Source organism: Streptomyces sp. DT2A-34 (genome assembly GCF_030499515.1).
Taxonomy (GTDB): domain Bacteria; phylum Actinomycetota; class Actinomycetes; order Streptomycetales; family Streptomycetaceae; genus Streptomyces.
The window spans coordinates 4,355,217-4,380,980 of sequence record NZ_JASTWJ010000001.1 but is presented as its reverse complement, the minus strand read 5'-3'; the positions used below and the strand labels follow the sequence as shown (position 1 = coordinate 4,380,980).

General features: G+C 69.8%; 28 protein-coding genes. 4 read left to right on the top strand and 24 right to left on the bottom strand.

Annotated features, from left to right (window positions below):
- Positions 1 to 90: 90 nt before the first annotated feature.
- From QQM39_RS19245 to QQM39_RS19135, 23 genes are all read right to left on the bottom strand, one after another.
- The gene (locus QQM39_RS19245) at positions 91 to 780 is read right to left on the bottom strand and encodes a winged helix-turn-helix transcriptional regulator (RefSeq protein ID WP_301998234.1); all 690 of its coding nucleotides are present in this window, start codon (positions 778 to 780) and stop codon (positions 91 to 93) included.
- A 32-nt stretch (positions 781 to 812) separates the two neighbouring features.
- Positions 813 to 1,298 carry a hypothetical protein gene (locus QQM39_RS19240; RefSeq protein WP_301998233.1) on the bottom strand — a complete coding sequence of 162 codons (486 nt, stop codon included), beginning with the start codon at positions 1,296 to 1,298 and terminating at the stop codon, positions 813 to 815.
- Positions 1,295 to 2,101 (bottom strand): hypothetical protein, encoded by an 807-nt coding sequence (locus tag QQM39_RS19235; protein WP_301998231.1) that lies wholly within the window; start codon positions 2,099 to 2,101, stop codon positions 1,295 to 1,297. The genes QQM39_RS19240 and QQM39_RS19235 overlap by 4 nt, the downstream gene beginning before the upstream one ends.
- Before the next feature lies 1 nt (position 2,102).
- The gene (locus QQM39_RS19230; protein WP_301998230.1) at positions 2,103 to 2,702 is read right to left on the bottom strand and encodes a DUF4913 domain-containing protein; all 600 of its coding nucleotides are present in this window, start codon (positions 2,700 to 2,702) and stop codon (positions 2,103 to 2,105) included.
- Positions 2,703 to 2,797: 95 nt separating this feature from the next.
- Positions 2,798 to 3,721 carry a DNA cytosine methyltransferase gene (locus QQM39_RS19225; protein WP_302003638.1) on the bottom strand — a complete coding sequence of 308 codons (924 nt, stop codon included), beginning with the start codon at positions 3,719 to 3,721 and terminating at the stop codon, positions 2,798 to 2,800.
- Complete coding sequence (locus QQM39_RS19220; protein ID WP_301998229.1) at positions 3,714 to 4,004, bottom strand: DNA cytosine methyltransferase; 291 nt, start codon at positions 4,002 to 4,004, stop codon at positions 3,714 to 3,716. Before QQM39_RS19220 ends, QQM39_RS19225 begins: the two co-directional genes overlap by 8 nt.
- Positions 3,994 to 4,596, bottom strand: coding sequence for a hypothetical protein (locus tag QQM39_RS19215; RefSeq protein WP_301998228.1), 603 nt, complete (start codon positions 4,594 to 4,596; stop codon positions 3,994 to 3,996). The genes QQM39_RS19220 and QQM39_RS19215 overlap by 11 nt, the downstream gene beginning before the upstream one ends.
- Positions 4,593 to 5,777, bottom strand: coding sequence for a DnaB-like helicase N-terminal domain-containing protein (locus tag QQM39_RS19210; RefSeq protein WP_301998226.1), 1,185 nt, complete (start codon positions 5,775 to 5,777; stop codon positions 4,593 to 4,595). The genes QQM39_RS19215 and QQM39_RS19210 overlap by 4 nt, the downstream gene beginning before the upstream one ends.
- Positions 5,774 to 6,010, bottom strand: coding sequence for a hypothetical protein (locus QQM39_RS19205; RefSeq protein WP_301998224.1), 237 nt, complete (start codon positions 6,008 to 6,010; stop codon positions 5,774 to 5,776). Before QQM39_RS19205 ends, QQM39_RS19210 begins: the two co-directional genes overlap by 4 nt.
- 102 nt (positions 6,011 to 6,112) lie before the next feature.
- Entirely contained in the window at positions 6,113 to 7,906 is a 1,794-nt protein-coding gene (locus QQM39_RS19200; protein ID WP_301998223.1) for a type IV secretory system conjugative DNA transfer family protein, read from the bottom strand.
- 126 nt (positions 7,907 to 8,032) lie between these two features.
- Positions 8,033 to 8,734 carry a hypothetical protein gene (locus QQM39_RS19195; protein ID WP_301998222.1) on the bottom strand — a complete coding sequence of 234 codons (702 nt, stop codon included), beginning with the start codon at positions 8,732 to 8,734 and terminating at the stop codon, positions 8,033 to 8,035.
- Positions 8,735 to 8,753: 19 nt separating this feature from the next.
- Positions 8,754 to 9,251, bottom strand: a complete 498-nt coding sequence (locus QQM39_RS19190) for a hypothetical protein (RefSeq protein WP_301998220.1) — start codon at positions 9,249 to 9,251, stop codon at positions 8,754 to 8,756.
- A 33-nt stretch (positions 9,252 to 9,284) separates the two neighbouring features.
- Entirely contained in the window at positions 9,285 to 10,055 is a 771-nt protein-coding gene (locus QQM39_RS19185; protein ID WP_301998218.1) for a hypothetical protein, read from the bottom strand.
- Between the two features lie 29 nt (positions 10,056 to 10,084).
- Complete coding sequence (locus QQM39_RS19180) at positions 10,085 to 10,801, bottom strand: hypothetical protein (RefSeq protein WP_301998216.1); 717 nt, start codon at positions 10,799 to 10,801, stop codon at positions 10,085 to 10,087.
- Between the two features lie 86 nt (positions 10,802 to 10,887).
- Positions 10,888 to 11,994 carry a hypothetical protein gene (locus tag QQM39_RS19175; RefSeq protein ID WP_301998215.1) on the bottom strand — a complete coding sequence of 369 codons (1,107 nt, stop codon included), beginning with the start codon at positions 11,992 to 11,994 and terminating at the stop codon, positions 10,888 to 10,890.
- Positions 11,987 to 12,163 carry a hypothetical protein gene (locus tag QQM39_RS19170; RefSeq protein WP_301998214.1) on the bottom strand — a complete coding sequence of 59 codons (177 nt, stop codon included), beginning with the start codon at positions 12,161 to 12,163 and terminating at the stop codon, positions 11,987 to 11,989. The genes QQM39_RS19175 and QQM39_RS19170 overlap by 8 nt, the downstream gene beginning before the upstream one ends.
- Positions 12,164 to 12,246: 83 nt before the next feature.
- Complete coding sequence (locus QQM39_RS19165) at positions 12,247 to 13,761, bottom strand: ATP-binding protein (protein WP_301998212.1); 1,515 nt, start codon at positions 13,759 to 13,761, stop codon at positions 12,247 to 12,249.
- Between the two features lie 20 nt (positions 13,762 to 13,781).
- On the bottom strand, positions 13,782 to 14,237 hold the full coding sequence (locus QQM39_RS19160) for a DUF6238 family protein (protein WP_301998211.1): 456 nt from the start codon (positions 14,235 to 14,237) through the stop codon (positions 13,782 to 13,784).
- A gap of 47 nt (positions 14,238 to 14,284) precedes the next feature.
- Entirely contained in the window at positions 14,285 to 15,754 is a 1,470-nt protein-coding gene (locus tag QQM39_RS19155; RefSeq protein WP_301998210.1) for an SCO6880 family protein, read from the bottom strand.
- A 101-nt stretch (positions 15,755 to 15,855) separates the two neighbouring features.
- Complete coding sequence (locus tag QQM39_RS19150) at positions 15,856 to 17,214, bottom strand: ATP-binding protein (RefSeq protein ID WP_301998208.1); 1,359 nt, start codon at positions 17,212 to 17,214, stop codon at positions 15,856 to 15,858.
- A gap of 54 nt (positions 17,215 to 17,268) precedes the next feature.
- Positions 17,269 to 17,955, bottom strand: a complete 687-nt coding sequence (locus QQM39_RS19145; protein WP_301998207.1) for a hypothetical protein — start codon at positions 17,953 to 17,955, stop codon at positions 17,269 to 17,271.
- On the bottom strand, positions 17,955 to 18,254 hold the full coding sequence (locus QQM39_RS19140; RefSeq protein WP_053215032.1) for a DUF6112 family protein: 300 nt from the start codon (positions 18,252 to 18,254) through the stop codon (positions 17,955 to 17,957). The genes QQM39_RS19145 and QQM39_RS19140 overlap by 1 nt, the downstream gene beginning before the upstream one ends.
- A gap of 85 nt (positions 18,255 to 18,339) precedes the next feature.
- Complete coding sequence (locus QQM39_RS19135) at positions 18,340 to 19,482, bottom strand: C40 family peptidase (RefSeq protein ID WP_301998205.1); 1,143 nt, start codon at positions 19,480 to 19,482, stop codon at positions 18,340 to 18,342.
- Positions 19,483 to 20,113: 631 nt separating this feature from the next.
- Between QQM39_RS19135 and QQM39_RS19130 the strand changes: the two genes are divergently transcribed.
- The 3 genes from QQM39_RS19130 to QQM39_RS19120 all read left to right on the top strand — a co-directional run bounded on the left by QQM39_RS19130 (position 20,114) and on the right by QQM39_RS19120 (position 23,173).
- Entirely contained in the window at positions 20,114 to 20,875 is a 762-nt protein-coding gene (locus tag QQM39_RS19130) for a site-specific DNA-methyltransferase (RefSeq protein WP_301998204.1), read from the top strand.
- A gap of 215 nt (positions 20,876 to 21,090) precedes the next feature.
- On the top strand, positions 21,091 to 21,540 hold the full coding sequence (locus QQM39_RS19125; protein WP_301998202.1) for a hypothetical protein: 450 nt from the start codon (positions 21,091 to 21,093) through the stop codon (positions 21,538 to 21,540).
- Between the two features lie 478 nt (positions 21,541 to 22,018).
- A complete protein-coding gene (locus QQM39_RS19120; RefSeq protein WP_301998200.1) occupies positions 22,019 to 23,173 on the top strand; it encodes a hypothetical protein in 1,155 nt (384 codons plus the stop codon).
- 48 nt (positions 23,174 to 23,221) lie between these two features.
- Here the strand turns inward: QQM39_RS19120 and QQM39_RS19115 are convergent, their stop codons facing one another.
- A complete protein-coding gene (locus tag QQM39_RS19115; protein WP_301998198.1) occupies positions 23,222 to 24,154 on the bottom strand; it encodes a DUF5655 domain-containing protein in 933 nt (310 codons plus the stop codon).
- A gap of 388 nt (positions 24,155 to 24,542) precedes the next feature.
- Here QQM39_RS19115 and QQM39_RS19110 point away from each other — a divergent pair, with 388 nt between their 5' ends.
- Positions 24,543 to 25,730 carry a serine/threonine-protein kinase gene (locus QQM39_RS19110; RefSeq protein WP_301998196.1) on the top strand — a complete coding sequence of 396 codons (1,188 nt, stop codon included), beginning with the start codon at positions 24,543 to 24,545 and terminating at the stop codon, positions 25,728 to 25,730.
- Positions 25,731 to 25,764 lie beyond the last annotated feature (34 nt).

Here is a 25,764-nt window from a genome sequence, read left to right as displayed (position 1 = left end):
CTTCGGGCGGTGGGGCACGGGTGGCTGAGTGGCTCGTGCGGGGGCACGTGGACGCGGTCGCGCGGCGGCATCTGGCTGTCGGCACTGGAGTCACCTGGTCCGGGACGGGTGCGAGAGTGCGGTGACGTACGCCGGGACGCGCGGCTGCGAGTCGGGGACGTGCGAGAACAGCTCGGAAGAGGCCACCGGACTGCGGTGCACTGCCGCGCTCGCGCGTATGGCGTGCTGCGCTGTCGCACCGTTCTGGTCCGGGCGAGCCGCTGCTGGGAGTGCCTTGCGGCCGAACTCGGCGAGTTCGGCGTACACGGGCGTGAGCCCGCGGGCCACGGACGTCAAGGTGTACTCGGAGCCTCGGCCGGAGAAGGGGCCGTACTGCGCGAGGGCATGGAGGAGGGGGATCGTGCCTTTCCCACGGAGTCGGCCGAGTGCGTCTTCTACGCGTTCCGCCTCCGCGAGCGACGCCGCGTCGTCAGCGAGGTGGGTACGGTGCCAGGCCGAGAGCGCATGGTGGACGCTCCGTGCGTCGCGGCCGAGCGGTGTGAGGTCGTACACCCCGAACTGAGGCCGGTCCAGGAGACCGCTCGTCTGCATGCGGCGCACGATCTGGGCCATGGCATGGACACCTATCCACGGAAGCGCGGAGTTGATGTCGGCAAGGCGCATGGGGCCGTGGTGCTGGATGGTCTGCAGGGTCCAGGTGGTCCAACGGGGTGAGAGGCGGGCGACGGCCTGGTCGACGAGTTCGGTGTGACGGGTGGGTGAGTGAGAGGGGCTGGGCACGGTGGGGTTCTCCGAAGGGTGGTTGAGCGCCGTCAGCGGGACCGCGCGGCGCGTTCCGACGTGGGGCGGTTCGCGGCGCTGCTCCTTGCTGCAGGCTGCTGGGTACCGGTGATCGGTCGCCCGCTGCGGTGGCGAGGAGAGCGGGCCGTAGCGGCTTGGGCGCGCCGGTCGTGCGGGGACGCGGTGGTGGCCGCCCGCTCGCGCTCCAGCCGAAGGGCTGCGGCGCGGTAGGCGGCGTGGTCCTGGCGCTCACCGACCGCGAGCAGGTAGATCTCCCGTTTGTGCTGGGAGGAGGCGGGAGCGTCCCGGTACTGGATGACCAGGCGCCAGCGGGTTTCCGGGTCGACGTAGACCTTGTGGCAGCCGGCCAGTTCCCGCTGGAGGGCGGCGCCGCGTTCGTTGCCGTGGACCAGGTGCTGCAGTTCGAGCAGGGCCAGGTCGCGGATGTTTTCTGGTACGGCGCGCAGGTCGGCCAGTGCCTCGGGGTGGGCGGCGAAGGCGTACCGTGCCCGGCTCATCGCGTGCTCCTACGGGAGCGCGTCGGAGCAGGTTCCGCTGATCGTGGTGGGGAGACGGGCGCGGGAGCCACGGCGAGGCCGTTGCCGCCGATCGTGGAGCGAGCGCGGGCGGCTGCCGCCCGGCGGTCGAAGGCGCCCGGTGAGGCGGGTGCCAGGGGGAGCGGCGAGTCCCGCTCCACAACCCACGTGTCCGCTTCCTCGGCGCTGGCGAAGACACCCTCCCGCACGGTGTAGGTGTGCATGTCTTTGGTCGTCTCTTCGAGGAAGAGCCGATACGGCGCATCCGCCGAGTCGGGGTGGCTGTCGTAGACGAGGGTGCGGACCTCGACGCCGACGTCGAAGGAGCACGGGTTGTCGGTGTAGTGGTCGAGGACCTCGTACCGGTTGCCGGGGTTGGTCCGGAGCAGGTCCTCAAGCCGGGCCGTGACTGCGTCGGCCGGGCGGGGCCCGTGGTGGTGGGATCCCTCGGCGGCTTCCTGCGGGCAGCCCCGGCCGATCAGCCAGTGCTGCGCCAGCGGAACGACGGGATGGCGCTCGGACGCGAAGTCGAATGTGCGCTGCTCGATGTCGCGGGTGATGTGCAGCGTGACGTACTCCGCCGTCCCGGGGATGTCCCAGATCGCGGACCGGTCGTACAGCAGCAGGTAGCTGTCGCGGCCGTCGGCGCTGTGGTGTTCGGAGAAGGGGACGAACAGGTCGTCCGAGAGCGTGACGGAGGAGAAGTCGTCCTCGATCTGTGTGGTTGCGGCTTGGAAGCCGTCGAGCCGGTAGTCCGGCGTAGGGGGTTCGTACGCGGGGGTCATCTCAGACTCCGGCGGGCTCGGGCGAGGCCAGCAGTCGGTGGTGGGGGCGGGCCGCACTGGTGGTACAGGCGCCGAACGGGCCGTCTGGGGTGCGCAGTTGGAGCAGGGCCGGGTCGAGGTGGTCGCGGTGCCAGGTGGAGGGACCGGTGAGGCCGGCCTGGACGTCGGTGAGTTGCTGCCAGGCGAGCCAGAGGGCGTGCAGCCGGGCCACGGCCTCGGGGTGCTCCTGCCACTGCCGGCACCACGGGCGGCCGGTGGTGATCTCCCGTCCGTAGACGGGCAGGAGCAGGTTGTGCACCCAGTTGGTCAGCGCGGCCAGTTCTTCGGCGTACGCCTTGGCGCCGAGCGCCAGGATGAAGACGGAGGCAGGGCCGTCGTTGGCATTGCCTTTGGCCGGTGCGGAGGCCGATGCCGGGCTTTCAGGGTGCGCGGGATCGGCCGGTTCGCTGTCGTCCTGGGACGGCTGGTCGTCGGTGAGTCGGGCGAGCGTCTCGCCCTGCTTGCGGCTCTCGGCGACGAGCCGGGTGACCGTGGCGACGAGGTCGTCCAGGTCGTGGTCCGGTATGCGCACCGGCTCGGTCTCGTGGGCGGGTTCGGACATGGCTACCCCTGGTGCAGGTTCTGGTGGGTGGGGTGTCGAGGTTCCGGAAAAACGGGGGTTTGGCCCGGCCGGGAAACGGGTGTAGAAGGCGCAGGTCAGCGCGGCGCCCTATGGCGGCATACGGTCCTGGGTGGAGCCAGGATCTGCAGGGCGCGGGCAGCCTGCTGGGGGACGACTCCGTTGCCCAGAGCGGTCAGTTGGGCGGGGCGCCCCAGTCCGGGTGTGCTGGTCACCCAGCCGGGAGGGAGGCCTTGCATCCACTCCACGAACCGCGCACTGAGACGGCCGGCGTCGTCGGTTGGCCGCGGTGCGGGACGGGTGGCGCGTTCCCAGCGGGTGATCGCGGCGGCGTACGGCCCCCAGATCTCGGCCCGTCCTGCTGGTGCGCTGGCTCCCCGAACAGCGGCGTTGCGTGCGTGCGCGGGATCCTGCTCGCGGCGCCCTTCCGTTGCCCTGTCGTTCGTGTGGGCGTGGCATCCGGGGTGGGACGCAGGCGTGCTGCCGCCGAGGGCAGGGTCAAGTCCCCGTTGCCGTGGCGCTGGTTGGGCGACCCCTTGGTGCCATCCGAGGCTTTCGGGGTGGGCAGGAGCCACTCGATCTCGTCCGCCAGGTTCGGGCCGTGGCCGCCCTGCTTGCGTTTCGCCGGGTGCTGGCTGCCCCCGTTGGCCCCCAGGTTGCTGGTCGGGGTCTTGAGCAGCGGTGATCCGTCCGGATGGCCAGGCGGCGAGGAAGATCCGCTCTCGGCGGTGCGGGGCTCCGACGTCGGAGGCGCGAAGCACACACCAGCGCGCATCGAACCTGATGTCGGCCAGGGAGCCGAGTACGGCACCGAGTGCGCGCACAGGAGGCCGGCCTGTGGTGTCTCCCAGACACCACGGGCAGAGTTCCACGTCGCCAGGGGAACCGGCGGGCGAGGTGAGGAGCCCTCGGACATTCTCGATCACCACCAGGCAGGGGTTGAGGGCTTCGATGGCACGGACGACGTGGTGCCACAGACCGGACCGGGTGCCATCAGCCAGTCCGGCGCGGCGGCCGGCGACGGAGACGTCTTTGGCAGGGGAAGCCGGCCGTCACGACGCACACCTCCGGGACACCGGCCCAGTTCACGGCGGTGATGTCGCCGAGATTGGGCACGGTGGGCCAGTGGCGGGCCAGGATCCGGGCGGCACCCGGATCGATCTCGGCGTGCCAGGCGAGCGTGCCTCCGAGGGCGGCCTGGACGCCGAGGTCCAGGCCGCCGTAGCCGGAGCACAGGCTCCCGATCAGTGGCGGCACAGCCACTGAGGCCAGGTCAGCGGCCATGGTGGGGCGCCGGAGTGTAGGCGAGCCGGACGGGACCAGGGGCGGGCGGCTCCGTGGGCAGGCGGTAGATCGAGTTCGTCGGCCGTGCCGATCGGCTCAGCGCTGCAAGCACGCGCGGTGGCGTGCCGTCCAGCCGGTCCGCCGCGCCCCGCAAGGTGTCGCTCACCTCTTGGAGATCGTCGTGTACGAGCTCCATGCGCTCCTGGACGACACGGAACGCTGCCGCACGCGCGTCGTGCAGATCCGCCGAGTCGGGGGCCTCGGCGAAGCGGCGCAGGAAGCCGAACTGGGCATAGGCCTGGGTGTAGTTCTCCATCGCGCGTCCCGCGGGCACCGCCGCCGAGGTGTACGCGTCGATGACCGGCCCGAAGTCGAGCCCGTGGTCCTCGTCGACGGCCCGGAACAGGACCTCGTCCGTCAGGTCCTTGATCAGCCCTGTCAGCGTGGTCAGTTGCCGGGACGCGGTGGCGAGATCGAGGAGATCGCTCGAGGTGTGGGGGATGGTGATCTGAACGCGCAGCTGGTCGAACTCCCGGGCAATGGCGTACAGCTCGTCCTTCTCCATGCCGGCGCGGCCAGTGTGGTCTGTCATGACTGGCTCCGGCGGGTGGCACGGTCGGGAGCAGGGGTATGCGGGGCCGCGGTGGCCGTCGGAGCCGAGGCGGCGGTGGCGCGGGGGCGGCTACGGGAACGGGCCGCGTCGATGCGGGCCTCAGGCGGCGCAACGGCCGGCACACTGCCCGCGCGCGGTGGTGCGGGCTCGGTGGCGGACGCGGCCCGGAGGCGGCGCCGGACCTCGTCGAGCGGGCCCAGGGCGTGCAGGGCGTACCCGATCAGCCGTCCGGGAGCCAGGGACTCGTCGTCGGCCAGCGCCCGCACCTGCCGGGCGGAGGCCGCGGCCGTGCGGACGAGCGAGGCCTGGACGACCTGCTCGCCGAAGTACTCGGCCACCCCGGAGAGGGACAGCGGATCGCAGATCCGCAGAACGCGTTCGGCGTCGAGCGTTCCGTCGGACAGAGCCCCCCGCCGCTGTGTTTCCCACAGCACGGTCAGCTGATCGATGGGCTCGCCGCGGTGATGCAGGGCGCCCAGAGCGCGGTAGATCTGCTGGTGGCCGATGCCCACGAAGTCGCCGGGATGCAACCAGCCGACAACGTCGAGTAGTTGCTCGGGCCGGGCGCTGATACAGCCGAGAAGAAGCTCCTCATCGGCGAGAACCTGTTCGTCGACGGGCTGTGCCTGCGGGGAGGGTGACGTGTTCGGCGACGGGGGCTGCACCGGCCGTGGCTCGGTGCCCCACCGGTGGGCGAGATCGGCGAGAACGTCGGCCAGGACCTGGGCGTGGTGGACCGTCTCCTCGACTCCGCCGCGGACGGCGTCGGCACGCGCGGCCTGGTGGAGGCGGATGGCGTGCTGGGTGACGCTGCGATGGATGGCGCCCTCCAGGACCATCCGCCCGTAGACAGGGGCATGGGTGGCGCGCGGGCATGCAGAGATCAGGGAATGGGCGTACGACGCGGTGAGTCCACGGGTGCGGGTGCTGGCCTCCTGCACGGTGTCCGTCACCCAGGACAGCGGGATCGGGTCTCCGCTCTTCCCCGTTGCGGCCGGGTGACCGTCGGCTCGGAGCTTGACCATCGCGGCGTAGAGGGCGGCGTGCACCGGACGGTAGAAGTGTTCGGGCCGCAGCCAGGACGAGAGATGGTCGAGCTGGCCGGGGTCGAGGAAGACCGAGCCCAGGACGGCCTGCTCGGCTTGGATGAGCGGCGTCACCGCTGGTCCTCACCTGCGGCCGTGCGCTCGGTGCGCAGGTTCGCGACGGCGCGGTCGGCGGCGGCCATGTCGACGGCGAAGCGGTCCAGTTCGCCGGTGAAGGCCGGGTCCGAGGCGGGCATGGTGCCCGTCGGCGTGACCAGCCACCAGTGGCCGTCGTGGTGTACGGCGGGAGTGCCGGCAAGCCGCTCGGTCGGGCGGATGGAAGCCCAGGTTGGTACGGGGTGGGACACAGGAGCACCTCAAGAAGAACAAGGGGAGGGCGAGCCGCGGCTCAGGGACGCGATGGGCCGTATGTCCGCGTCTCGTGCGCGCGTCGCGTCGGGCCGGGGCGGTCATGCCGCCGGGCCGAAGTCGTCGCGGTGCGGCTGCTTGGCCAGCGCGCGCTCGGTGATGGCCGCGGTCGCCTGGGCGGAGGCGGCGCCGAGCCGGTCGGCGTCTGGCTCGCGGTACCAGGGTTTGAGGTCGAGGAGGGCGGGGCGGACCCCGGTGGCCAGCAGTAGTGCGGAGCCTTTGGGCAGGGCCCGGATCGCGTCGGCCGGCAGCACGCGCTCCTGGCGCATCGACACCGACGTGGACTTGCCCGACTCGCTGGTGGACACGGAGACGGTGCGTACGTCGTGGTCGCCGACGAGGCGGGAGAGTTTGTCCGCGAAGTCGGCGTCGTCGATGCCGGAGCCGACCAGCTTGATCGTCGCGGCGGACCACAGGGCATCCATACCGGCCTCGCCCCAGACCCGTACGCCCTGGCGGTAGGACTGCAGGATCGTGATCGGGATGACGCCACGGGACCCGAGGTGGGAGTAGAGGTCCGGGAGGTCGGAGATCTTGCAGACGTTGGCGGCCTCGTCGAGGATCGCGAGCAGCGGGGCGTCGAGGCGTCCACCGTCGCGTTCGGCCTGGATGACGGCCGCGCGCATCACCGCGTCGGCGGCTGCGGCGATGATCGCCGAGGCGGATCCGCCGCCGTCCTTGGACAGCAGGAACAGGGTGTCCTTGCTGGTCGCGAAAGCCTCCGGCTTGAACTCCCGTACCTTCTCCAGGCCGTTGGGTGGGGTGACCCAGGCGGCGATGCCCGGGTCGAGGAGGCAGCTGGCGTACTGCCGGGCGGTCTCGAAGATGCCGTCGCGGGTCTCGACGGCTCCGGCCACGGTGCCCTGGAGCTGGGCGGCGACGGCGTCGAGGCCGGCGTCCTGCAGGAGGTCGATGGGGGTGCGGTCGGCGGGGGAGGCGAGCCAGGCCAGCACGTCGGTGATGGGCCGGCGGTCGCGGGCCGCGGCGAGGAACAGGGCGGTGAGGGTGTTGGCGGCGGCGGTGGACCAGAAGTCGCCCGCGCTGGACTCGTCCACCGAGGCGGTCACGAAGTGCCCGGCCAGCCGCCGGGCCCCAGCGAGATCGTGGGCGTCGGCGAGGATGTCCCACCACATGGTCTGCGGGGCGTGGGCGATCTGCTGCGGGTCCAGCGTCCACACCGTGCCCACCCGGGCGCGCTCGTCGAGCGTCGCCGTGAAGGCATCGCGGGCCGCCTTGTTCGAGGTCAACAACACCGGGCCGGGGGCGCGCAGGATCGCGGGGATCGCCAGACCCGAGGTCTTCCCGGAGCGGGGCGCCATGATCGCGAGGAGCACGTCCTCCCAGGAGGAACGGACCTCGGTGGCACCCGGCTTCAGCGTGCCTAGCAGTACGCCGCGGTCATCCGGGGCGACGGCCTGGGGCTTGGTGCCCTTCAGGCTGGGCCGCAGGTCGATGGCCTTCGCGGCGGTCTTCTTGGGCAGCAGGTCGGCCAGGTCCCGCTGATCGGCCAGCCCGTTGGGGTTCCGGCGGAAGCGCAGCCACAGCCGGCCGCCGAGGACAGCTGCCGTGATGAGCGTGGCGGCGGGCAGCAGGTAGCAGCCGGTGAGGACGGCGGGCTGTGTGAGATGCGGCCATACGCGTTCGGGGTGCAGGAGCGCGTCGGTCGGTCGGAAGGCGGCCCACGGATCGGAGCCGACCGTGGCGTTGGCGAGATTGCCGAACAGCCAGGCCAGCGAGCCTCCCGCCATGCCGAGACCGGCGATGCCGATCAGGAGGTAGAGGAGGAAGTCGGTGCCGGTGGTGGTCGAGGGCGTGGTGGTACGCGGAGATGGCAAGGCGGGATCCAGAGGGGTGCGGACCTACGGGTGGCGGCGGGGCGGCGAGTTGCTCTGGCGATCACGAGCGGGCTCCTGGCGGTTGTGGCGGTGAGCAGGGGAGTTGGACGGAACGGCGGGGAGCGGTCAGCGGCCCCGGCCCGGCCGGGGCGTGGTGGGTGGCGGGGCGGAGGGCTCTTCGGCGGCGGGTGTGGCTCCGGTGTGTGGGCTGGGGGCCGTCGCGTAGTAGCTGGCGACGCCTTCCTGCCAGCTCCTCTTCCGGGGCGGTTCGAGCCTCTGCATCTGGTGGCCGGCGTCGCGCACGTCCTCGGCGAGGGAGGTGAGCGTGGCAGCGGCGTCCTCGCAGAGGTGGGACAGGACCCAGGCGTCATCGGTGTCGGCGACGTTGGCGTGCACGGCCGCGGCCTCGAAGAACTGACCGAGGCGGACGAGGATGCCGTCGTCCGGGTCTACGACGTGTTCGATGAGGTCGGCCGCTCCCGCGTAGGTCTCGGTTCCGTTGAGCTGGTCGGTCAGGGACAGGATCTGCTGTCCGTAGACGCGCGTGCCGAGGGGATCGGTGGGCGTGGTGATCCGGGTGACGTCCAGGACGGGATCGAGTTCGACCTCGTAGCCGACCGCAGTGAGCATCCGGGCGGCATGGCTGGCCATCTGGTTTTCGCGCTCCTCGCCCATGTCCCAGGGCAGGCGGTACCAGAAGGAGCGTGGCGTGGTCTCGATGACGAAGCCGGCACGCTTGAGAAGGGTGACGGCCAGCTCGTCCCCGCCTTCAGCGATGACGTTGCCGGTCGGCTCACGGGTGATGACGACCTTGGGTGTGGTGGACATGGAGGCCTCCGCGTGCGGGTCAGAAGTGAGGGTTCTCGGTGGGCCGGTCGCCCGCGGTGGCGGCTGCCAGCAGCTCGGGCAGGTCGGCGGGGTCGGCGTCGCGCTGGTCCAGCCACCACCCGGCACGCGTCAGGGGCCGGGCGGCGTCCTCGATGGCGGCCCACTCCTCCTCGCTGGTGGTGCCTTCGGCGACGAGGGCGGTGTACGCGGCGGCCATGAGCTGGTGGCGGCAGCGGGTGCCCCAGGCGATGGCGCGATCGGTGCCCTCCAGTGGGGGCATCCGGTACCGCGTCGACCATTCCTCGGCCTCGGCCTGCTCGGAGGCTCGCTTCTTCGCCAGCCAGTCGGCCTTGGACTCGGTGTCCTCGCCTTGGGTGGCGCGCCAGCAGTCGGTGCAGTCGCGCTCGGCGAGCCAGCGGGCGTAGCCGGCACGCCGGTCGGCCGGACGGTCGGAGAGATCGACCTGAGTGGTGTCTCCGCAGGCGTGGTTGATGGTCCAGATCTTCTTGACGGCCATGAGCCGGACTCCTTCGTGGGATCGAGAGGAAGGTCAGCGCGTACGACGGGGGCTCGACGGGGCAGTCGGCGTGCGGGCTGCTTCGTCAGGCGAAGTGGACTGTGCGGTCGGGCGGTTCGGGGAGGACGCGATAGCGGCGCGGGCGCGGGCGGTGTGCGTGACCGACGGGAGCTCGTACCGGGGCAGCAGCGGTACGTCGGCCAGGGCCGGGGCGCCTTCCGGGGTCACGTCCGGCATGACGGCCAGGTCGAGCTGGGCGGTGACGAGCTGATCACCGAGGAACGCGACGTGGTGGGCGATGGTGCGCAGGTGCTGGCCCAGCTCGCGGCCGTTGGCGGTGCCCAGCCGGTCGCACCAGGCGGCGGCCGTGTCGATGAACTCCTCCAAGTCCCCGACAGCGCCGTGGTGTTCGTCGAGGATCTGTTCCAGGACATCGGCGACATCGGCCGAGCGGCGCAGCTCGTGCAGTTCCCCGGTCAGGGCGGTCAGCGACTGCCCTGGCAGCGCCTGACGTGCGGGCACCCCGTCCGAAGTCGGGATCGGCGGCGGCAGCATGATGCGCGGATCGGCGGCGACCGAGAGGCCGACGTCCTGGAACTCGCGGCTGGCACGAGCCACGGCCCGCACCGCCGTGTTGTGCGGGGTGTCGTCGGCCAGCGTGTAGAGATCGAGGGTGCTGTTGTGGCGGAAGTGGTGCTTGCGCAGTACCTCGTCGAGGAACGGGTGATCGTCCGATACCGCGGCGACCACACCGAACTCCGGGTGGACACCGAAGGCGACGTCGGGCTCGAGTTGTAGTTTCATGCTGAAGGATTCCTAAGGGTTCGGATGACCTAGTGGGCGCGGGCTGGCTGCCGGGGAGCCTGGGCCGGGCGGGAGGCGACCGTGACGTCGGGCCGCTGCGGCACCGAAGTGTTCGCGCGGGCCGGGGAGATGGCGGTGGCGGCCTGGATCCGGCGCTGCGAGGTCGCGGGAGTCGGATCGGGACGTCCGTTGCCGCGGACGTAGGAGAACGCGTCGAACGCGAGGGCTGTGCTGTCCAGCAGCGTCTCGACGTACCGGAGATCACCCTCGCCGTGCAGGAGTACGCCTTCGCCGGTGCGGATGTCGGTGGCGACCGCGCGCAACGTGCCGTCGGGATCGCGGACCTGGTCGTGCACGACGATCCGGGCGGCCCGGATGTCGGCGTCGAGTGCGCGGGCGGAGGCGGAGACTGCCTCCCCAGTGCCGAGGGACTCCGGGACGGGGGTGTTCGCCTGGCCGTCGAAGAGACCTCGGCCAGGGTTGGGACGGGTGACGGGCTTGAGGTCGTACACGGCGTCGGAGGTGACGCTGTACTGCGCGGCACGCAATGACTGAACGGCCTGCTGTCCGCGCCGCGTCAGATCACGGTCCGGCTCGGTCAGGGCGTACAGGCGGCTGCCGGGCAGTCGCTCGAAGCCGACTCGCCGCAGCATGTGATCGGCGACGTGGTTGTCGTGCGACAGCGCGGCCACGACGCCGTACTGGGCGTGGTGGGCGACGGTGATGTGAGGGCGTATTTCCGCCACGAGAGGTGCACCTCGCAGAGGTCGGGGCCATGCGGAGGTCGAGGATGTGGCCCGAAGACGGATTTGGCGGGGCCGGGGAATGTGCGCTAGCGCGATCGGCGCACCTGGTCGTGCGCGAGGAGGCCGGGCGGCGCCGCAGTGACGGACACCGCTGTCGTCGCGAGGCTCTGGTGGGCCGTACGAGGCGACCGGGCGCGGGCGGCCTGGACCTGTGCGGACTGCTGCGACCTGACCGGTCGGCCGCGCTCGGCTTGGGCCATCTCGACGAGCACGTCGCCGCTCTCCATCCAGGTCAGGGAGTAATGCCAGCCTTCGGCATTGCGCTGGACGACAGCCTTCGCGAACGCGGCCCCGGCGCGAGTGCGATCTGAAAGGAGCGCACCGGTGACGAACTCGAAGTCGGCCTGAACACGCGCGCCGCCCTCCAAGGCCTCGCGCAGCACCCGAAGCCGGTATGGCCACCGCCCCTCCGCACGATCCTGCGGATCCAGGAACGGGAGCATCTCCTCGGCGTGGGCGACCAGAGCAGGGCCGTGGTCGAGGAAGGGAGCGAACAGAGCCCACATTTCCGCGTCCCGTTGCTGCTGGCGCAGGTCGTAGCGCTCGTCGAGGGGCCAGTGGTCGGCGTCGCACAGGCTGTCGGAGATCGCGTCCCACTCGGCAAGAACTCGCTCGCCGGCGGATACCGCGACGGCGACCTGTTCAACGCGTGCCGCACGTACGGCCTGCTCGTAGCGGGGAAGCAGTCGGTTGGCCACCGCCGATGCGGCGCGCGCCGGGTCTGCGTCGACGACGATGCCGTCGGGTGCCTTGACCCGGTCCGCGACGTCGCTGCCGCTTGGTTGCAAGGCGGCGACCAGGAACTCCCGTGTGCGCCGCGGACGGTCGACGACGACCAGCTCGCAATCGGGGACGCTGGTCAGCACGGCGTGGCGGGACAGCACGAACTGCTCGAGAGCCCACTGCACATGACCGTCGTCCCAGAGCCGATCCGCGAGCGGGGACTGATCGGCGTACGCGGCATGCTCCTGGGCGACGACGGTCCAGGAACCGGGCAGTCGGGCGGCGAGATCCTGGGCGAACGTCGCAAGGTCCGCACGCTCGTTGGCCTTGCGGGCAGCGAGGGAGGCCGGGTGGTCTGCGGAGGGAGATGCAGGAGAGCCGGCGGCGGGCGTCGGTATTCGTTCAGACATGACGGAAGCCCGATTCCTGCCGGGCGCCGAGCCGCCGGGATTCATCGAAGGCGCCGAACGGGCCCGTGGCCAGGGGGATGTAGCCGTGAGAAGCGTCGGTCGCGGTGGCGCAGAGGTAGCGCTGGACGAGCCGGTGCACCACACGGCAGATCTTGTACTGCTGAGACATGAAGGGGGGACTTCCTAGGAACGCTCGGGGCGGGAAGACACGGGCGCCGGGACGTGGGGCCGGCCCCCGAAGGGTGGGATTGATCAAGGACGAGTGATCGCGCCCATTCGTGCATCCGTGTCGAACAACTCGCGTTCCCGTGGATGCAGAAGATGTTGAGTGATGAACGATCGGCCCGCCACTTTCCACAGGCCGCGCCCCTTGGTGAGTGCGGAGACGGCCTGGGTCACGACGCCGGTGAGTCCCAACAAGGAGGCGGCAGAGGTGAGTTGGTCGGCTTCTTGGCGGTAGATGATCCGGGTGGAGCAGTCGGTGAGCAGGCCCTCGGCCAGGGCCCGGCCGCGGGAGCCGGCGTCGCCCGCGGCCAGCAGGTCGCTGAGGCGGTGGATGACCATCAGGTTCGCGATGCCCAGGCCGCGGGAGAGCTTCCATTGGCTTTGCATCCGCTCCAGCAGCGCGACGTGCCGCATGACGCGCCAGGCCTCGTCGTAGATCACCCAGCGCCGTCCTCCGGCGGGGTCGGCGAGTGCGGACTCCATCCAGGCGGAGGCGCAGGTCATCGCCAGGACGAGCGCGGTGTCGTCACCCGCGCCGCCCAGGCGCGACAGGTCGATGGACAGCATCGGCGCACTCGGATCGAAGGCCACGGTGCTCGGCGCGTCGAACATCCCGGCCAGATCGCCGTGCACGAGCCGGCGCAAGGCGTGGGCGAGGTCCTCGGCGGCATGACCGAGACGGCCGGACAACTCGCCGAGCGCGGCATCGAGCCGCTCGGGGGAGCCGAGGACATAGGCGACCTCACCCAGCAGTGGCGTGGTGCCGTTGGCCTCGGCGTAGGCGACAACCTGGTCGAGCGCGACGTCAAGGGCGGTGTGCTCCATGGGGTGCAGCTCGCGTCCTAGGACGGTCTTCGCGAGCGAGCCGAGCAGCAGGAGGCGCCGCTTGCGGACCTCGCTCGTCCAGTCCTCCTCGGCGACGCCGTACGGCCGGGCGGGCGCGTCCAGGGGGTTCAGGCGCCCTGGCAGGCCAGGGCCGAGCGCGATGGTCTGCCCGCCCAACTCCTGTGCAACTACGTTCCACTCGCCCTTCGGGTCGCACGGCACGTAGATGCGGTAGCCGAAGGCCACGGCCCGCACGGCGAGGGACTTGGCCAGGGCGGACTTGCCCATGCCGATGATCCCGGCCAGCAGGATGTTGGGATTGGTGAAGCCATCGAGGCGCCCGTACAGGGCGAACGGGTCGTACGTGAAGGCCGCTTCCGCGTGCACGTCGCGGCCGATGTAGATGCCCTGCGCGCCGAGGCCGCCCTCCGCAAGAAACGGGTAGGCCCCGGAGGCGGTGGCCGTGGTCATCCGGTGGGCGGGCAACTTGAGACGGCCGCCACGGGCGGATGCCGGACCGGGTCGGCCGGCGGCCGGGTAGGTGGCCCGCAAGCCGGGGTCGAGACCGGGTGCCGTCGGGCGGGCTTCGGGACGGGTGGCGTGCCGGGCCTGGTCGCGGGCGGCGGCGAACTGGTGACGGGCGGCGCGCGCCGTGCGGCGGTCGCTCTTGCGGGGGACGAACAGCGGGCTGGCACTGGCACGGGTACGAGAAGGCATGGGGGTGGTGCTCCTGGCGGTCAGTGGCGGGTGAGGCCGGTGAAGGGGTCGCGCAGATCGGCCGGGGTGTGGTCACGGCGGACCCGGGCGGCGGTGGCCAGGTGGCGCTGGCACACGGTGAGATCGGGCGCTCCCTCGGGCAGCCGGGCCCGGCACGCCTCCCGGGTGGGGAGGCGGCCGGAGCCGGTGTGCGGGGCGGCGTGGAAGGCTGCGTGGAGGTGCTCGGCTGCCTGCCACAGCCGGATCCGGCACGCCCGCAGATGGTCGCCCTCCGCCCTGGCCACCGGGGTGGTGCGGGCGGTGTGGGCGTCGAGCAGCCCGTACAACGCGACGACGTGGGCGTGCAGGGAGTCGAGTTCGGCACGGCCGGCGGCGACCGGGGCGACCGGCATGTTGATCGCCTGGTGGAAGTCGAGCGCCGCGGTGGCGAACGGAACGAAGTCCGGAGCCAGTTCGGGCAGGGGCTCGGTCGGCATGGGGGTGCCCTTCGGTAGAGCGCGAGATGGTGGTGCGGGTGCGTGCGCTACGGGCGGGCGAGGGGCAGGGCGGCGTTGGTGAAGGCCTCGGCCTGCTGCCAGGTCAGAAGGCGCAGGTCGACGAGCGCGGCGACGGCGGCCGTCTCGATCGCGGCGCAGGCGGCGTTGAGCTGCTCGTCGGTGTCCGCGCTCACGGTGAGCAGGCCGGTGAGGGCGACGTCGGCGTGCCCGGCGATCAGCTGCCGCTCGCGCTGCTTGATGTCGGCGTACTCGACCGAGTCCTCCTCGGAGTCGACCTGGCCCTTGCGCTGCCGCTCGGTGGCGTCGGCGATCACGGTGGCCTTGCGGCGCTGTACGTCCTTGAGCGCGGAGTCCAGCCCCTTGGGCTCGTAGGTCAGCGAGAGCGTGCGGCGCACACCGGAGGTGAACAGGAGCTGGTGCAGGAAGCCGGGTGAGGTCTCGATGCGGGGCCAGTTCTCGATCCAGAACGTGGCGTGGTGGGCCGAGTCGGTCTGGATCCGGTCGGCCTTCTCGACCAGGACGACGGGGCCGGCGGCAGCGGGCTCGGCCTGCGGGCGGCCCGAGGCCGACCACTGGTCCAAGGCGGCCGACGCCTTCGGGTCATACGCGGTACGAGTCACGGCGGCGATCTCGGACGCGTCCAACCATCCACTGGGCGAGAGACCGGAGTTGCGGGCGGCCTGGTCGAAGGTGGCCGTGAGCTGCGCCAGGACGGCGAAGCCGCCGGTGAGCCCGCCTCCGGCCTGATTGATCAGGCGGCGGGCGGCCTTGAGGTCGAGGGCGAGCGCGACGTACGCCTCATGCGGGGCCGCGGCGGGGCCGGCGGCGGCCAGCAGATCGCTGTAGATGGGACCGGCGAGGTGAGTCGCCTCGTTGCCGTGCTCGAGCCAGTAGCGGTTGAGCGCGTCGCCGGAGTCGGGCACCGTGCGCTCCAGGACCTGGACCCGCGCGATGTGTCCGGTGCGCGCCAGAGCCGCCAGCGTGCGTCCCCAGCCTGCGACGTTGCTGGCCTGGGTGGCGGGGTCAAGTAGGGCGAAGGCACGGGAGGAGACCTTCACGACGGCGGTGAGGGTGCCGTGATGCGGATCGTGCACGGCGCCGAAGCTGCCGCGAGGGGCGGAGACCACACGCAGTGAAGCCGCGGTGCCGGGCAGGTGGAGCAGGCCCTCGCGCCGTGGCCGGGTGGACGGCCGGGCGAGCCAGATGAGCTGGCCCCGGAAGCGGCGCAGGGTGAACCGCGCGGCGATGGGCGCCCAGTCGGCGAGGGACCGTCCGCGATGGCGAACGAATACCGCCGCCAGGATCACCGCCCACAGGGGTATGAGCTTGAGCGCCCCGGCGACGCCGGAGGTGAGCAACACCGCGAGCAGCAGCAGGCCGGTGACGGTGACGACGATCAGCTGAGGGGCCGACAGGCCAAGCAGGACACCGCGCCGCGAGCGATGCGGGAACTTCACGGTGGCCGGGCCGTCAGGCTGAGAGGTGTCGGAAAGCATGGCGAAGCCGTCCTTGGAACGTGGCGAGCAAGAAAGAAGAGAGGGGAGACGGGCGGGCGGCGCCGGAGGCGACCGTTGCCGCCCGCCCCGTCAGGCGAGGGCTACGAGCCCGATCCAGCTGGCGGCTCGGGATAGACCCACCGCTGCGGTGTGGCACCGCCCTGCGCAGACGGCCCGCCCACCGGCCCGGGACGCTGGGGTGCCGGCGGATCCAGGTGCGTGACCCGCGGCTGGGCCACCGCCGCGCCCTGGGGCGTCGGCCCGGAGGAGACCGGTGCCGCGTCGGCCGCCGTGCCTTGGCCGGGACGCTGGATCAGCGGCTGCCCGCGGTCACCGTCGGTGGGAGGCCGACGGATCAGTGCCCGGCCCTTGTCGCCGGTGGCGTTCGGGTCCTCGCCGAAGCGGAAGTGGGTCTGCTTCGGCTTGTCGCCGTCGGCGGATCCGCCGGTCGGGTCGATGCCGGAGGCGACACCGCCCCAGCCCTGGCCGGGAACCTTCGACGGGCCCTGCGGAGCACGCATGCTGGTGCCGGCCTGCATCGCGAGCTGGCCCGCGGTCTTGGCCGCACCGGCTGCCACCGCCACCCCCGCGACGCCCGTACGGTGCAGGTCGTCATGGCCAGAGCCGTCGGCCGCCCAGTGCACGAACTTGTACGTCGCGTACGGGCACAGCATCACCAGAACCATGACGACGACGCCCGCCAGAACGTCCGACAGTGCGCTGATCCCGTCCGAGGCGTCACTCTTGCCCATGGCCGAGACGCCCAGCAGGAACACGATCGTCATCAGCAGTTTCGAGACGATCAGAGTCGCGGTGGCCTCGATCCAGCCGCGCCGCCAGCGCCGGGCCACTTCCCAGCCGCCCCCGGCCCCGGCGAACACGGCGAGCGTGACCAGGACCAGGATGCCGACCTTCCGGGCGACCATCACGGCCCAGTACAAGAAGGCACCCACCGCGCTGCCGAGCGCGGCGATGGCTGGGAGAGTCCAGCCCAGGGCGTACATGGGCCCCAGGTTGTTGACGGCGATGATGCGGCGAACGGCGTCGTCGATGGAGGTGTTGGCCGCCTTGAACAGGCCGGCGCTGAGGGCGTCGACGACGGTGATCGCCACGGTGGTGCAGGCGATGGCAGCGAACGCGAACAGGACACCGGCCACCGTGCCGCTGACCGCTTGGGCCAGGGCACGTTCGTCCCGGCGCCAGGCGGCGCGGGCGAGCTGCAGGCAGAACGTGCCGACGGTCAGAATGAGGCCGATCGGCAGCAGCAACTCGTAGTTGCTCCTGAACCACTCGGCATTCAGGTCGATAGCCGTCGTCCTGTCGACCGCCTTCGACGCCAACTCGGCGGCGGCCTGGGCCATCTCGCCCATCGACTTGGCGATCCAGGCGCCGATGCCATCGGTGACGGCCTCGCCCGTCGAACCGACGACGCCGCCGATGGTGTTACACATCGTCTGCATCAGAGGCAGGTCACAAGCCCCCATGAGGGCACCTCCTTTCGGGAGCGGCGGCGATCACGGCGCGACGCTCGGCAGCACTCCGACGAGGGCGCAGTCGTGGTGGGGACGGCACTGGACGGCGAGCGTCGTGGAGCGCGACTCGGCTCCGGCGCCCGAGCCCTTCCAGGCGATGGCCTGCTTGCCGGTGACCGTGACGGCGTAGACGTACGCCTCGGTGATCGCGCCGGGGTCCTGGGCCAGGGCGGTCTTGAACGCCTGTGGGTAGTGGCCCTCGCCGATCGTGGCGCTGGCGTGCTGGCGGTTGTCGTGCATCCGAGACCACAGCACCGGGCTGGGGATCTGGTTGGTGACGGACGCCCAGTCGGCGTACTTCTTCTCGTCGGTCATCCACCGCTTGAGCCCGGCCACATGCTCGGCCCGGGAGATGGAGCGGGTGTCGTACGACCAAAGCACCTTGGTGGCCGCCTTGGCGAAGACGATCGGATCGCTCGTCCGGGGCGGCGCCGCGACGGCCTCACGCTTGCCGTTGGCCGTCTCCGGCGAGGCCGACTCCGGGGCGGACGTCCTCGCCGGAGTGGGGGCCGCGGAGGCTGCGGGCTCCGGGCGAGTCACGTACGCGAGCAGTCCGGAGATCGCCAGCAGCACCGCGAGCACGATGCTGCCGAGAGCGATACGCTGAAGGACCGAGGAGGGCGCCCCGTAGGTGCGCTCCTGAGCAGTGCGGGAACGTTTCCTCGACATCAGTGGACCTGCGTTCCCATCGCCGAGAAGAACGCGACGATGCCGTTGGCCGCCCCGAGCAGCAGGGCGCAGCCGGCGGCGACGACGGTGCCCTTCTTGCCGTTCGCCTCCGCCTGGTGGCCGCCGCTGTGGTGGCCCCAGGCCCAGACGAGGGCGGATATGGCCAGCGCGCCGACCACCGCGATGATGCTGTAGAGGTTGATCGAGGAGACGACGTTCTTCAGCACGCTGAGGCCGGGAAGCCCGCCCTCCTTCGGTGTGATGCCGGGGTTGTACGCCAGATACTGGGCGTGCTGCATGAGCTTCACTTGGAACTCCAGTGCGATTTTGGGCGCGCGAGGGCCCGAGGGGAGATGGAGCGAGGGGAGGGGGAGAAGAAGCCGGTCAGACGACCCGGCGGGCGGCGACGATGTCCGCACGCCATTCGGCGAGGGTCGAGATCTTGACCACGTCGCCGGTCTTTGGGGCCTGCAGGATCAAGCCCTGACCAATGAACATCCCGACGTGTTCGGGCGCTGCGGTCGTGCCGCGGGTGAACAGGAGGTCACCCGGCTTGAGGGCATCGACGCTGACCGCCTTGCCCTCGTTGACCTGCGTGTACGTGGTCCGGGAGATCGAGACACCGCCGGCCTTGTACGAAGCCTGCATCAGGGACGAACAGTCGCACCGGCCCATCGGGTCCTGACCGTGCGGAGCGGAACACGAACCGCCCCACTGGTACGGCGTACCGAGTTGGCCAAGGCCCCAACGGATCGCCGTACGCACCGACTTGGGCGCGCTGGCCGGGATCTCGTAGCCCTCGGGTATCGACCCCTCGGGAATCGGGCCGAAGGAGGACCCGTCCTCGCTGCTGCCGCATCCGGCAGTCGTTGAGGTGGCCGTCTGCTCGGCCTCACTGCCGGTGTCGCTGTCCTTGCTGAAACTTCCGCTCTGGCTCAGCGACTTAGTGATGGCCTTCTGCAGGGCCGTGGCCAGCGGCTCCCACTTCGCGTACGCGTCGGGATAGCCGCTCTTCTGGACCGCCTGCGCGGCTTGGGCGATGGTCATCGACTGCCAGCCCGAGACCTTGAGCAGGCCCTCGTAGAACTTGGTCGAGGCGTGCACCGGATCGCGAACCTCGGCAGCCGTACCCCAACCCTGGCTGGGGCGTTGCTGGAAGAGACCGAGCGAATCTCGATCCCCGTAATCCAGGTTCCGTAGCCCCGACTCCTGCAGCGCCGTAGCCAGGGCAACGATCTGCCCCCGGGCCGGCACCTTCATCGCGATGCCGGTGGCCTGGATCGTCTCGGCGTTCGGGATCTGCTCCTCGGGGTCATCCAGGCCCGAAACGGATACGGATCCCTTACTGCCGTCCTTGAGGATCGACTTCACCAGCTTCGCGACAGCCGCGCTGTCCACAGCCTGTGCACCGCCTGCGGAACAGGCGGCCTGAGCACTGCTGGAACCAGCGAGAGCGACAGCGACCGGCGCTATCAACAACGTGGGGCCGAGCGCCACGGCCCCTGCTATGGCGATGGCCTTCTTCATGAAGGCGTGCCGAACACCGAGCGGCAGGACAGGGAATCTGGCACTGGGGAGGGGCGCGCCTGGGCATGCTGCATCGGCAGCTCCTAACTCGTAGGCGGCGCGGCGCAGGCGTTCTCGTCGAAAAGGCCACCGGCACCACGCCGGTTATAAATTCGCAATCCCTGAGAGAGTCAGGGAAACCAGGGCCGGGAGCTGCTAACTCCCGGCCGCTGGCCCATTACTGGAAAGCGGCAGCCAGCCGCGCTCGTAATCTCACTCGCCACATGGGGAGTCCCCTTCGCCGATTAGGAAGCCATTCGGTGGGGTGCCAGGCACGCTGTCCTTCGGACGGAACGGCACGCATCGGCACAGCTCAGCAGGGGCGGAACCAGGTCCCGTCCTGTGAACACGGCGAGACTGTAGGGACGAAATCCGGCCGCACCAAACGGCCCGTGCCTCGGGGGGTTTCGGGGCGCTCGGCCGAGATTCGACCTCATTGGGTGCGGCCGGAATTCGGGGTTAACCTCCAGCGCATTGATCGCCACGGCGACTGCTCTCGCAGTTCCACGGAGCGACCCATGCCGACGTGCGCATCCCTCCGCGAGCGGAGAAATACGCGCACGACCGCCTCCCCGAAAGAGAGAACCGCGCAATGCCGTACACCCTCCATCGAGGCGACGCGCTGACCGCCCTCGCAGGCATCCCCGACAACAGCGTCGATGCCGTCATCACCGACCCGCCCTACAACAGCGGCGGCCGAACGAGCAGCGAGCGCACCGGCCGCTCCGCGCGCGCGAAGTACACCTCGGCGGACGCCGAGCACGACCTCGCCAACTTCCCCGGCGAGAACCGAGACCAGCGCTCGTACGGCTTCTGGCTCACCCTCCTGCTCACCGAGTCCTATCGCGCGACCGTCGAGTCCGGCACCGCGCTCGTCTTCACCGACTGGCGGCAGCTGCCGACGACGACGGACGCGCTCCAGGCCGCCGGGTGGACCTGGCGGGGAATCGCCTCGTGGCACAAGCCGGTCTCACGACCGCAGAAGGGCCGACTCAAGCAGTCGTGCGAGTACATCGTGTGGGGAACCAAGGGGCCGGTCGATGCCAACCGGAATCCCGTCTACCTCCCGGGTCTCTACACCGCGAGTCAGCCCCGGAAGGACCGCGTACACATCACGCAGAAGCCTGTGGAAGTGATGCAGGAATTGGTGAAGATCTGCCCTCCCGGCGGAACGGTCCTCGACCCCTTCACTGGCTCCGGCACGACCGGCGTTGCTGCCTTGCGTGAAGGCCGCCAGTTCATAGGCGTCGAACTCTCCGATCACTACGCCGACATCGCAGAAGCTCGGCTGTTGCAGACACTGCAACAGACCGCACAGCGCGAGGACTTCGTCTTGGCGGGACCAGAGGAATGAGAGTAGGAACGCAGCACTGCTGTCCCGGAGATACAGAGCAGACGGCTGGTGGCATGTGAAGAGCTCGTAACAGGATCTTGCTGAGGTGCCCTGGTCGGGTGGGACTGGTGTGAGGAAGCCTCCGATCTCGGAGGAGCCGACCTGATCCGGTCCGCGCGTCGGCCACTTCGTTTGGTCAACCCCCGGGTGCCTCCTGCAAGAGCCACACTGAGTGGATGAGTTCCGGAATAGCATCTGACTTGGTCGTCGGCCTTGTGCCCCTCCTCGGCGTGAGTGTTGGTGCAGCAGCGACATTGCTCGTGCAGCGCAGCGCGGCCCGGGAGTCTCGAGCACGAATCGCCGAGGAGGGGCGCGCCGCACACCGTGCCGAAGTCAAGGCTGCGATCTCCAGCTATCTGGAGGCAGCACACAAACTGCAAGGTGAGCTGGATGCCCGGGAGCGCGGGGAAGCCGCACCAGCTATCAAGGGCCTTGTTGAACGACTTTGGCTGGCCGAGAAGCAGGTCGAGATCATTAGTTCGGACGATCTTCAGCGACCCCTCATCGCACACAACAAGGCACTGCATGATGTGTCCCGCGACCCGACGCAGTACCCAGACTGGTGGGTACACCTGGAACCGCTCCAGGCGGACCTGCTCCGTGCGGTAAAGAGGGAACTGCGCTAAGAGCTCGTGACACGATCATGATCCGGCCTTCTTGAGGCGCCGCCAGCAGATGAGGCTGCAGCCCAATGAGACGAAAGCATCGTGGAGTTCAAGGCGTCGTTCCCAGCGCACAGCCAGGCGTGAGCTGGTGGAGCAGGGCGAAGGTCTGCTCGACGACGAAGCGGAGCTTGCTGCAGGCACAGCCGGTCGTCCACCGGTTTTGGCCCCAGTGCCCGCTCGGGCCAGGGCGGGAGCAGCGGTTCGATCCGTGCCCACAAGCCGTCGTCCACGATCGAAGGCCGAGTCGTCACACGACGCGAACGATCGAATCATCACATCGGTAACACCCGACCCGGGCACCTCAACAAGAACCTGTTACGAGCTCGAAGCACGAGTCACCAGCCGTCCATGCTCGGTGGAGGACTGCCAGGAACCCGGCGCACTGGGGGGCGCGCCACCGTGCTGTGCGGTTGTCGGTGCGGCTCCGTAAGCTGCCGACATGAACACCGTGCGCGCCAGGGTCTGGCAGTTCGAGATCGTTCCGGGGGCGGGTGGCGATCCCAGCGTTCACGCGAAGAAGCTTGGAGGGATGGACCTACCCGTCCATCTCGCTCGTCTGGTTCACATCAACGCGTTGGCCTGCGACTTCCGGCGAGTCGTGGACTACCGCATCCGTCTGCACGAGGCCCGGCTGCTGACCAGCTACCTCGCCGCCCCAAGCGGCTTGGCCCTTCAGGTCGACTACTCGTCTCTGCTGGCTACATCACTGCACGTCCGACGGTTCATCAGTGAGTGCGCAGGGCTCGGGGTGATGACAGCCGGGAGCGAGTCGTTGTTCTCCTGGAAGCCTGGGCGTAACACTCTGCATAGCTTCGATGTCCTCCCGCCCGGCCCGTTGCAGACCAAGTACGGGACGTTCGGCGTTAGGCCGGACCTTCTGTTCCACCTGCCGAACGGGCCCGTCGCCGGAGAGGCGCGTGGACGTCATCGCGAGGCGAAAACGCTGTTCCCGAAGAACCCGGATTCGAACCAGAAGAAGCGGCTTCTTCAACTCGCCTCCTGGTCAGCCGACTTGCAGGATCACCCGTACTTCATGAGCTGGGTATGGATCGGCGCGACCGGCGTGGGAGTTGACATCTTCATCCCTAAAGCCGGTTGGTGGGGTGGTGACGGCGTGCAGCTCGGGGCGATCCAGGAGGAGTACGAGCCAGATTGGTGGATTGAGCCGCCGCGCCGGGTGCGGGGATCCGAGCTGGACGACGGTATGGACGGGCGACCCTCGGTCCTACGGCGCGGAAGGAGGCGTACCAACGTGGTAGCCATCCGCGACCGCACGGACGAGAGAGTGGGGGACGTCCTCGACACGCTCTACCGGACAGCCGGTCCGACAGTCGGAAGCTTCGCAGGCGTACCTGTACGAGGTTCTTGGGCATCAGCCGACGAACTGGGCACTGCCCGTCATGACGTCCTGATCGGCGTCCTGGCCGAGTACCCATCAGGGCAGCGCCGAGCCCGCCGACACCCCGAGGGCATCGAATTGGCGGGGAAACGGGCGGACGTCCACTTGGAAGGGCGGCTCCTCACCGTCGTCCGCGAGACCGGTGGCACCTGGCCGAGTTGGGCGCAGCTTGAGGACGAGCTCCTTGAGGTGTGAAATACCGATGTCCCGCTCCAACGGCCATCACGGTTCCCGCCTCGAAAGTCAGGCTGCCTCGAACGCCCGCCGGATCAGCGGGCCTGCCTTCTCAAGGCATGCAGCCGAGGAGATCCGGACCTCCAGGTCGCCTGTTCCGAGATGGCCAATGCCACGCATGTCGCGCGAGAAGCCCTCCTCCAACACCACGGTGTCCGGGTCAACCCTCAGGTAGACCAGGATTGCCTCGTGTTTGCGTCGGAAGATGACGGAGGCGATGTTCACCATCCGTCTGTAGGCGATGTAGTGCTGCTTTGTGTCGACCTCCACTTCGCCCGAGGCGGTTAGCACCTCGTCCAGCTCGGCGTAAAGCGCACGCAAGTCATCGGAAACCGCGTCGAGAGTCGCCTGAACAGACTTGGTGCCATCGTCGACATCAACCGTCACTTCCCGTCCCGGAGAACGTCGCCGAGCCGACGCTGGGCTGGTGGTCCCGGGGGCCGACTCGACCAGCATCAGGCTCAGCAGCCCGCCGTCGAAGACGCGGTAGCGCACGAGGTCAATCCGCTTGTTCAGGTCGTGCACGGCAACCCGGTCGTGATGCGAGAAGCCGGCGGCGATGCAGACCATCCGCGGATTGCGCCAGTCGATCGCCTCTGCTGCCTCTGTGCCCAGCTTCTCCTTGACCAGCGCCTCGAACTCGTGACGCGCGGAGCGTAGCCACGACAGGTACGAGACCGCCTGCGACACGACTCCGCTATCGGAGCCCTTCTTGTACTCGATCACCACGGGGTTATTGCTTTCGTCCAGCCCGAGCGAGTCGATCCGGCCCCGGTGCCACGGGCCCGTCGGATACTCCGAAGCCAGGAAACGGATGCCGAGCATCTGCCCCATGCCGGCCTCGACCCGACGCTGAAGCTCGACCTCCAGCGCCACCGTCGAGCCCCGTAGTTCGACGTCCCGGCCATTGGAATCCAGCCGGAACAGCTTCAGGTCGGTCACCAGCGTCCCCCTCTGCGCGATCTCTACAGGAGAGGCAATGGAAACCGGGCCCGTGACTATTCCGATCGGGCTTTGAGCCGGCTTCGTCTGCAGGACCTACTTCCCGCGCTGACACGCGCAGGTCTGTTGGTCCTGCTGCGGAATATGAACGGAGCGGGGCGACGATCCCTGCATCCATAGCCAGCTTCCGGCCACGAGCCCGGTACCTGGTCTCGGTCTGATGTGATCACTTCCTCCTATGCGATGCCGATCAGTAGGCTGTAGCGGTGATTCGTCGGTGTCCATGCCCCTCGTGCCTTGCTTCTTCTACGGCGGAGCAGGGGCATGCGCCGAGCGAGGGTGCGCTTTCGCAGCGGGAGTCAGGGGGTGTGCGGTGAGTGGCGCGTCTATGCCGTCGCGTATCGGGCCGTACCTCGTCGAGCGGCGGCTCGGCGCGGGCGGGATGGGGGAGGTATACCTCGCCTACTCGGTCGCGGGTGAACCGGTCGCCGTGAAGGTGATCCGGCCCGACCGCACGGATCCGCACACGCGCGCCCGATTCGAACGCGAGGCGACGATGGCGCGCACGATCTCTGGTACGGGTCGTGTGGCCCGTTTCATTGAGGCAGATCCGTTCGCCGAGCAGCCCTGGCTGGCCATGGACTACGTTCCCGGCCGCCCGCTCTCCGATGTCGTGAAGGACCAAGGTCTGCTGTCCGCGCCACTAGTGGCGAGTCTTGGCGCGCTGCTGGCCGAGGGGCTTGCCGCCGTACACGCCGCGGGCCTGGTACACCGCGACCTGAAGGCGCAGAACGTCATTCTCGGAGATTTCGGTCCGGTGATCATCGACTTCGGCCTCGGTGCCTTCGTCGGTGCGTCCAAGGGATCGCTTACGCAGGCCGGCGTGGTCATCGGCACAGTTCGCTGCATGCCGCCTGAGCAGGCCCTGGGTGAGCTGGAGGTGACGCAGGCCGCTGATGTGTACGGCCTGGGCACCGTGCTCTTGTACGCGGCGACTGGGCACTATCCGTACGACGGTGCCCGGTGGGAGGCGGTGGCCGCGCAGGTGGTCAACGCCGAGATCGGCCCCGACCTGTCCGGGCTGCCCGCCGAACTGACCCCCGTCGTATCGGCCATGCTGGCGCACAAGGCGGAGGACCGCCCCTCCCTGGAGGAGGTGACCCGGCAGTGTGCCGACTTGATGCGTCTGTTGGGTACGAGTCCGGCCCGGGCACGGCGCGCTCTGATCCAGGAGACGACGCCGAAGGACCATCCCACGATGGTGCTGCCTCAGCCTGACACGCCCATGCTGGATCGGCTCGACTCACTGGAGAGGCAGCTGCGCGAGGAGTCGGCGTCCCCGGCGGAGAACGTCCCCGCCTCGCCGTCCGACGGTGAATCCAGCCCGGACGCTCCGGCTGAGAGCGATGTCCAGAGCGACGTCGAAAGCTCGCTCGTGTCCGTGCAGGAGCGCCCCAGCGGACGCCCGGCCGAACCCGCGCCGAAGAAGGGCCGTCCCCCCGCTTCCCGGCGGGTCGCCGACGAGCTGCGCAAGCGCTACGCGATGGGGCCGGCGCTCGCCTGGTCGAAGCGCTGAACCGCTCTTCCTCACCTTTCGCCGACGGGGCCGG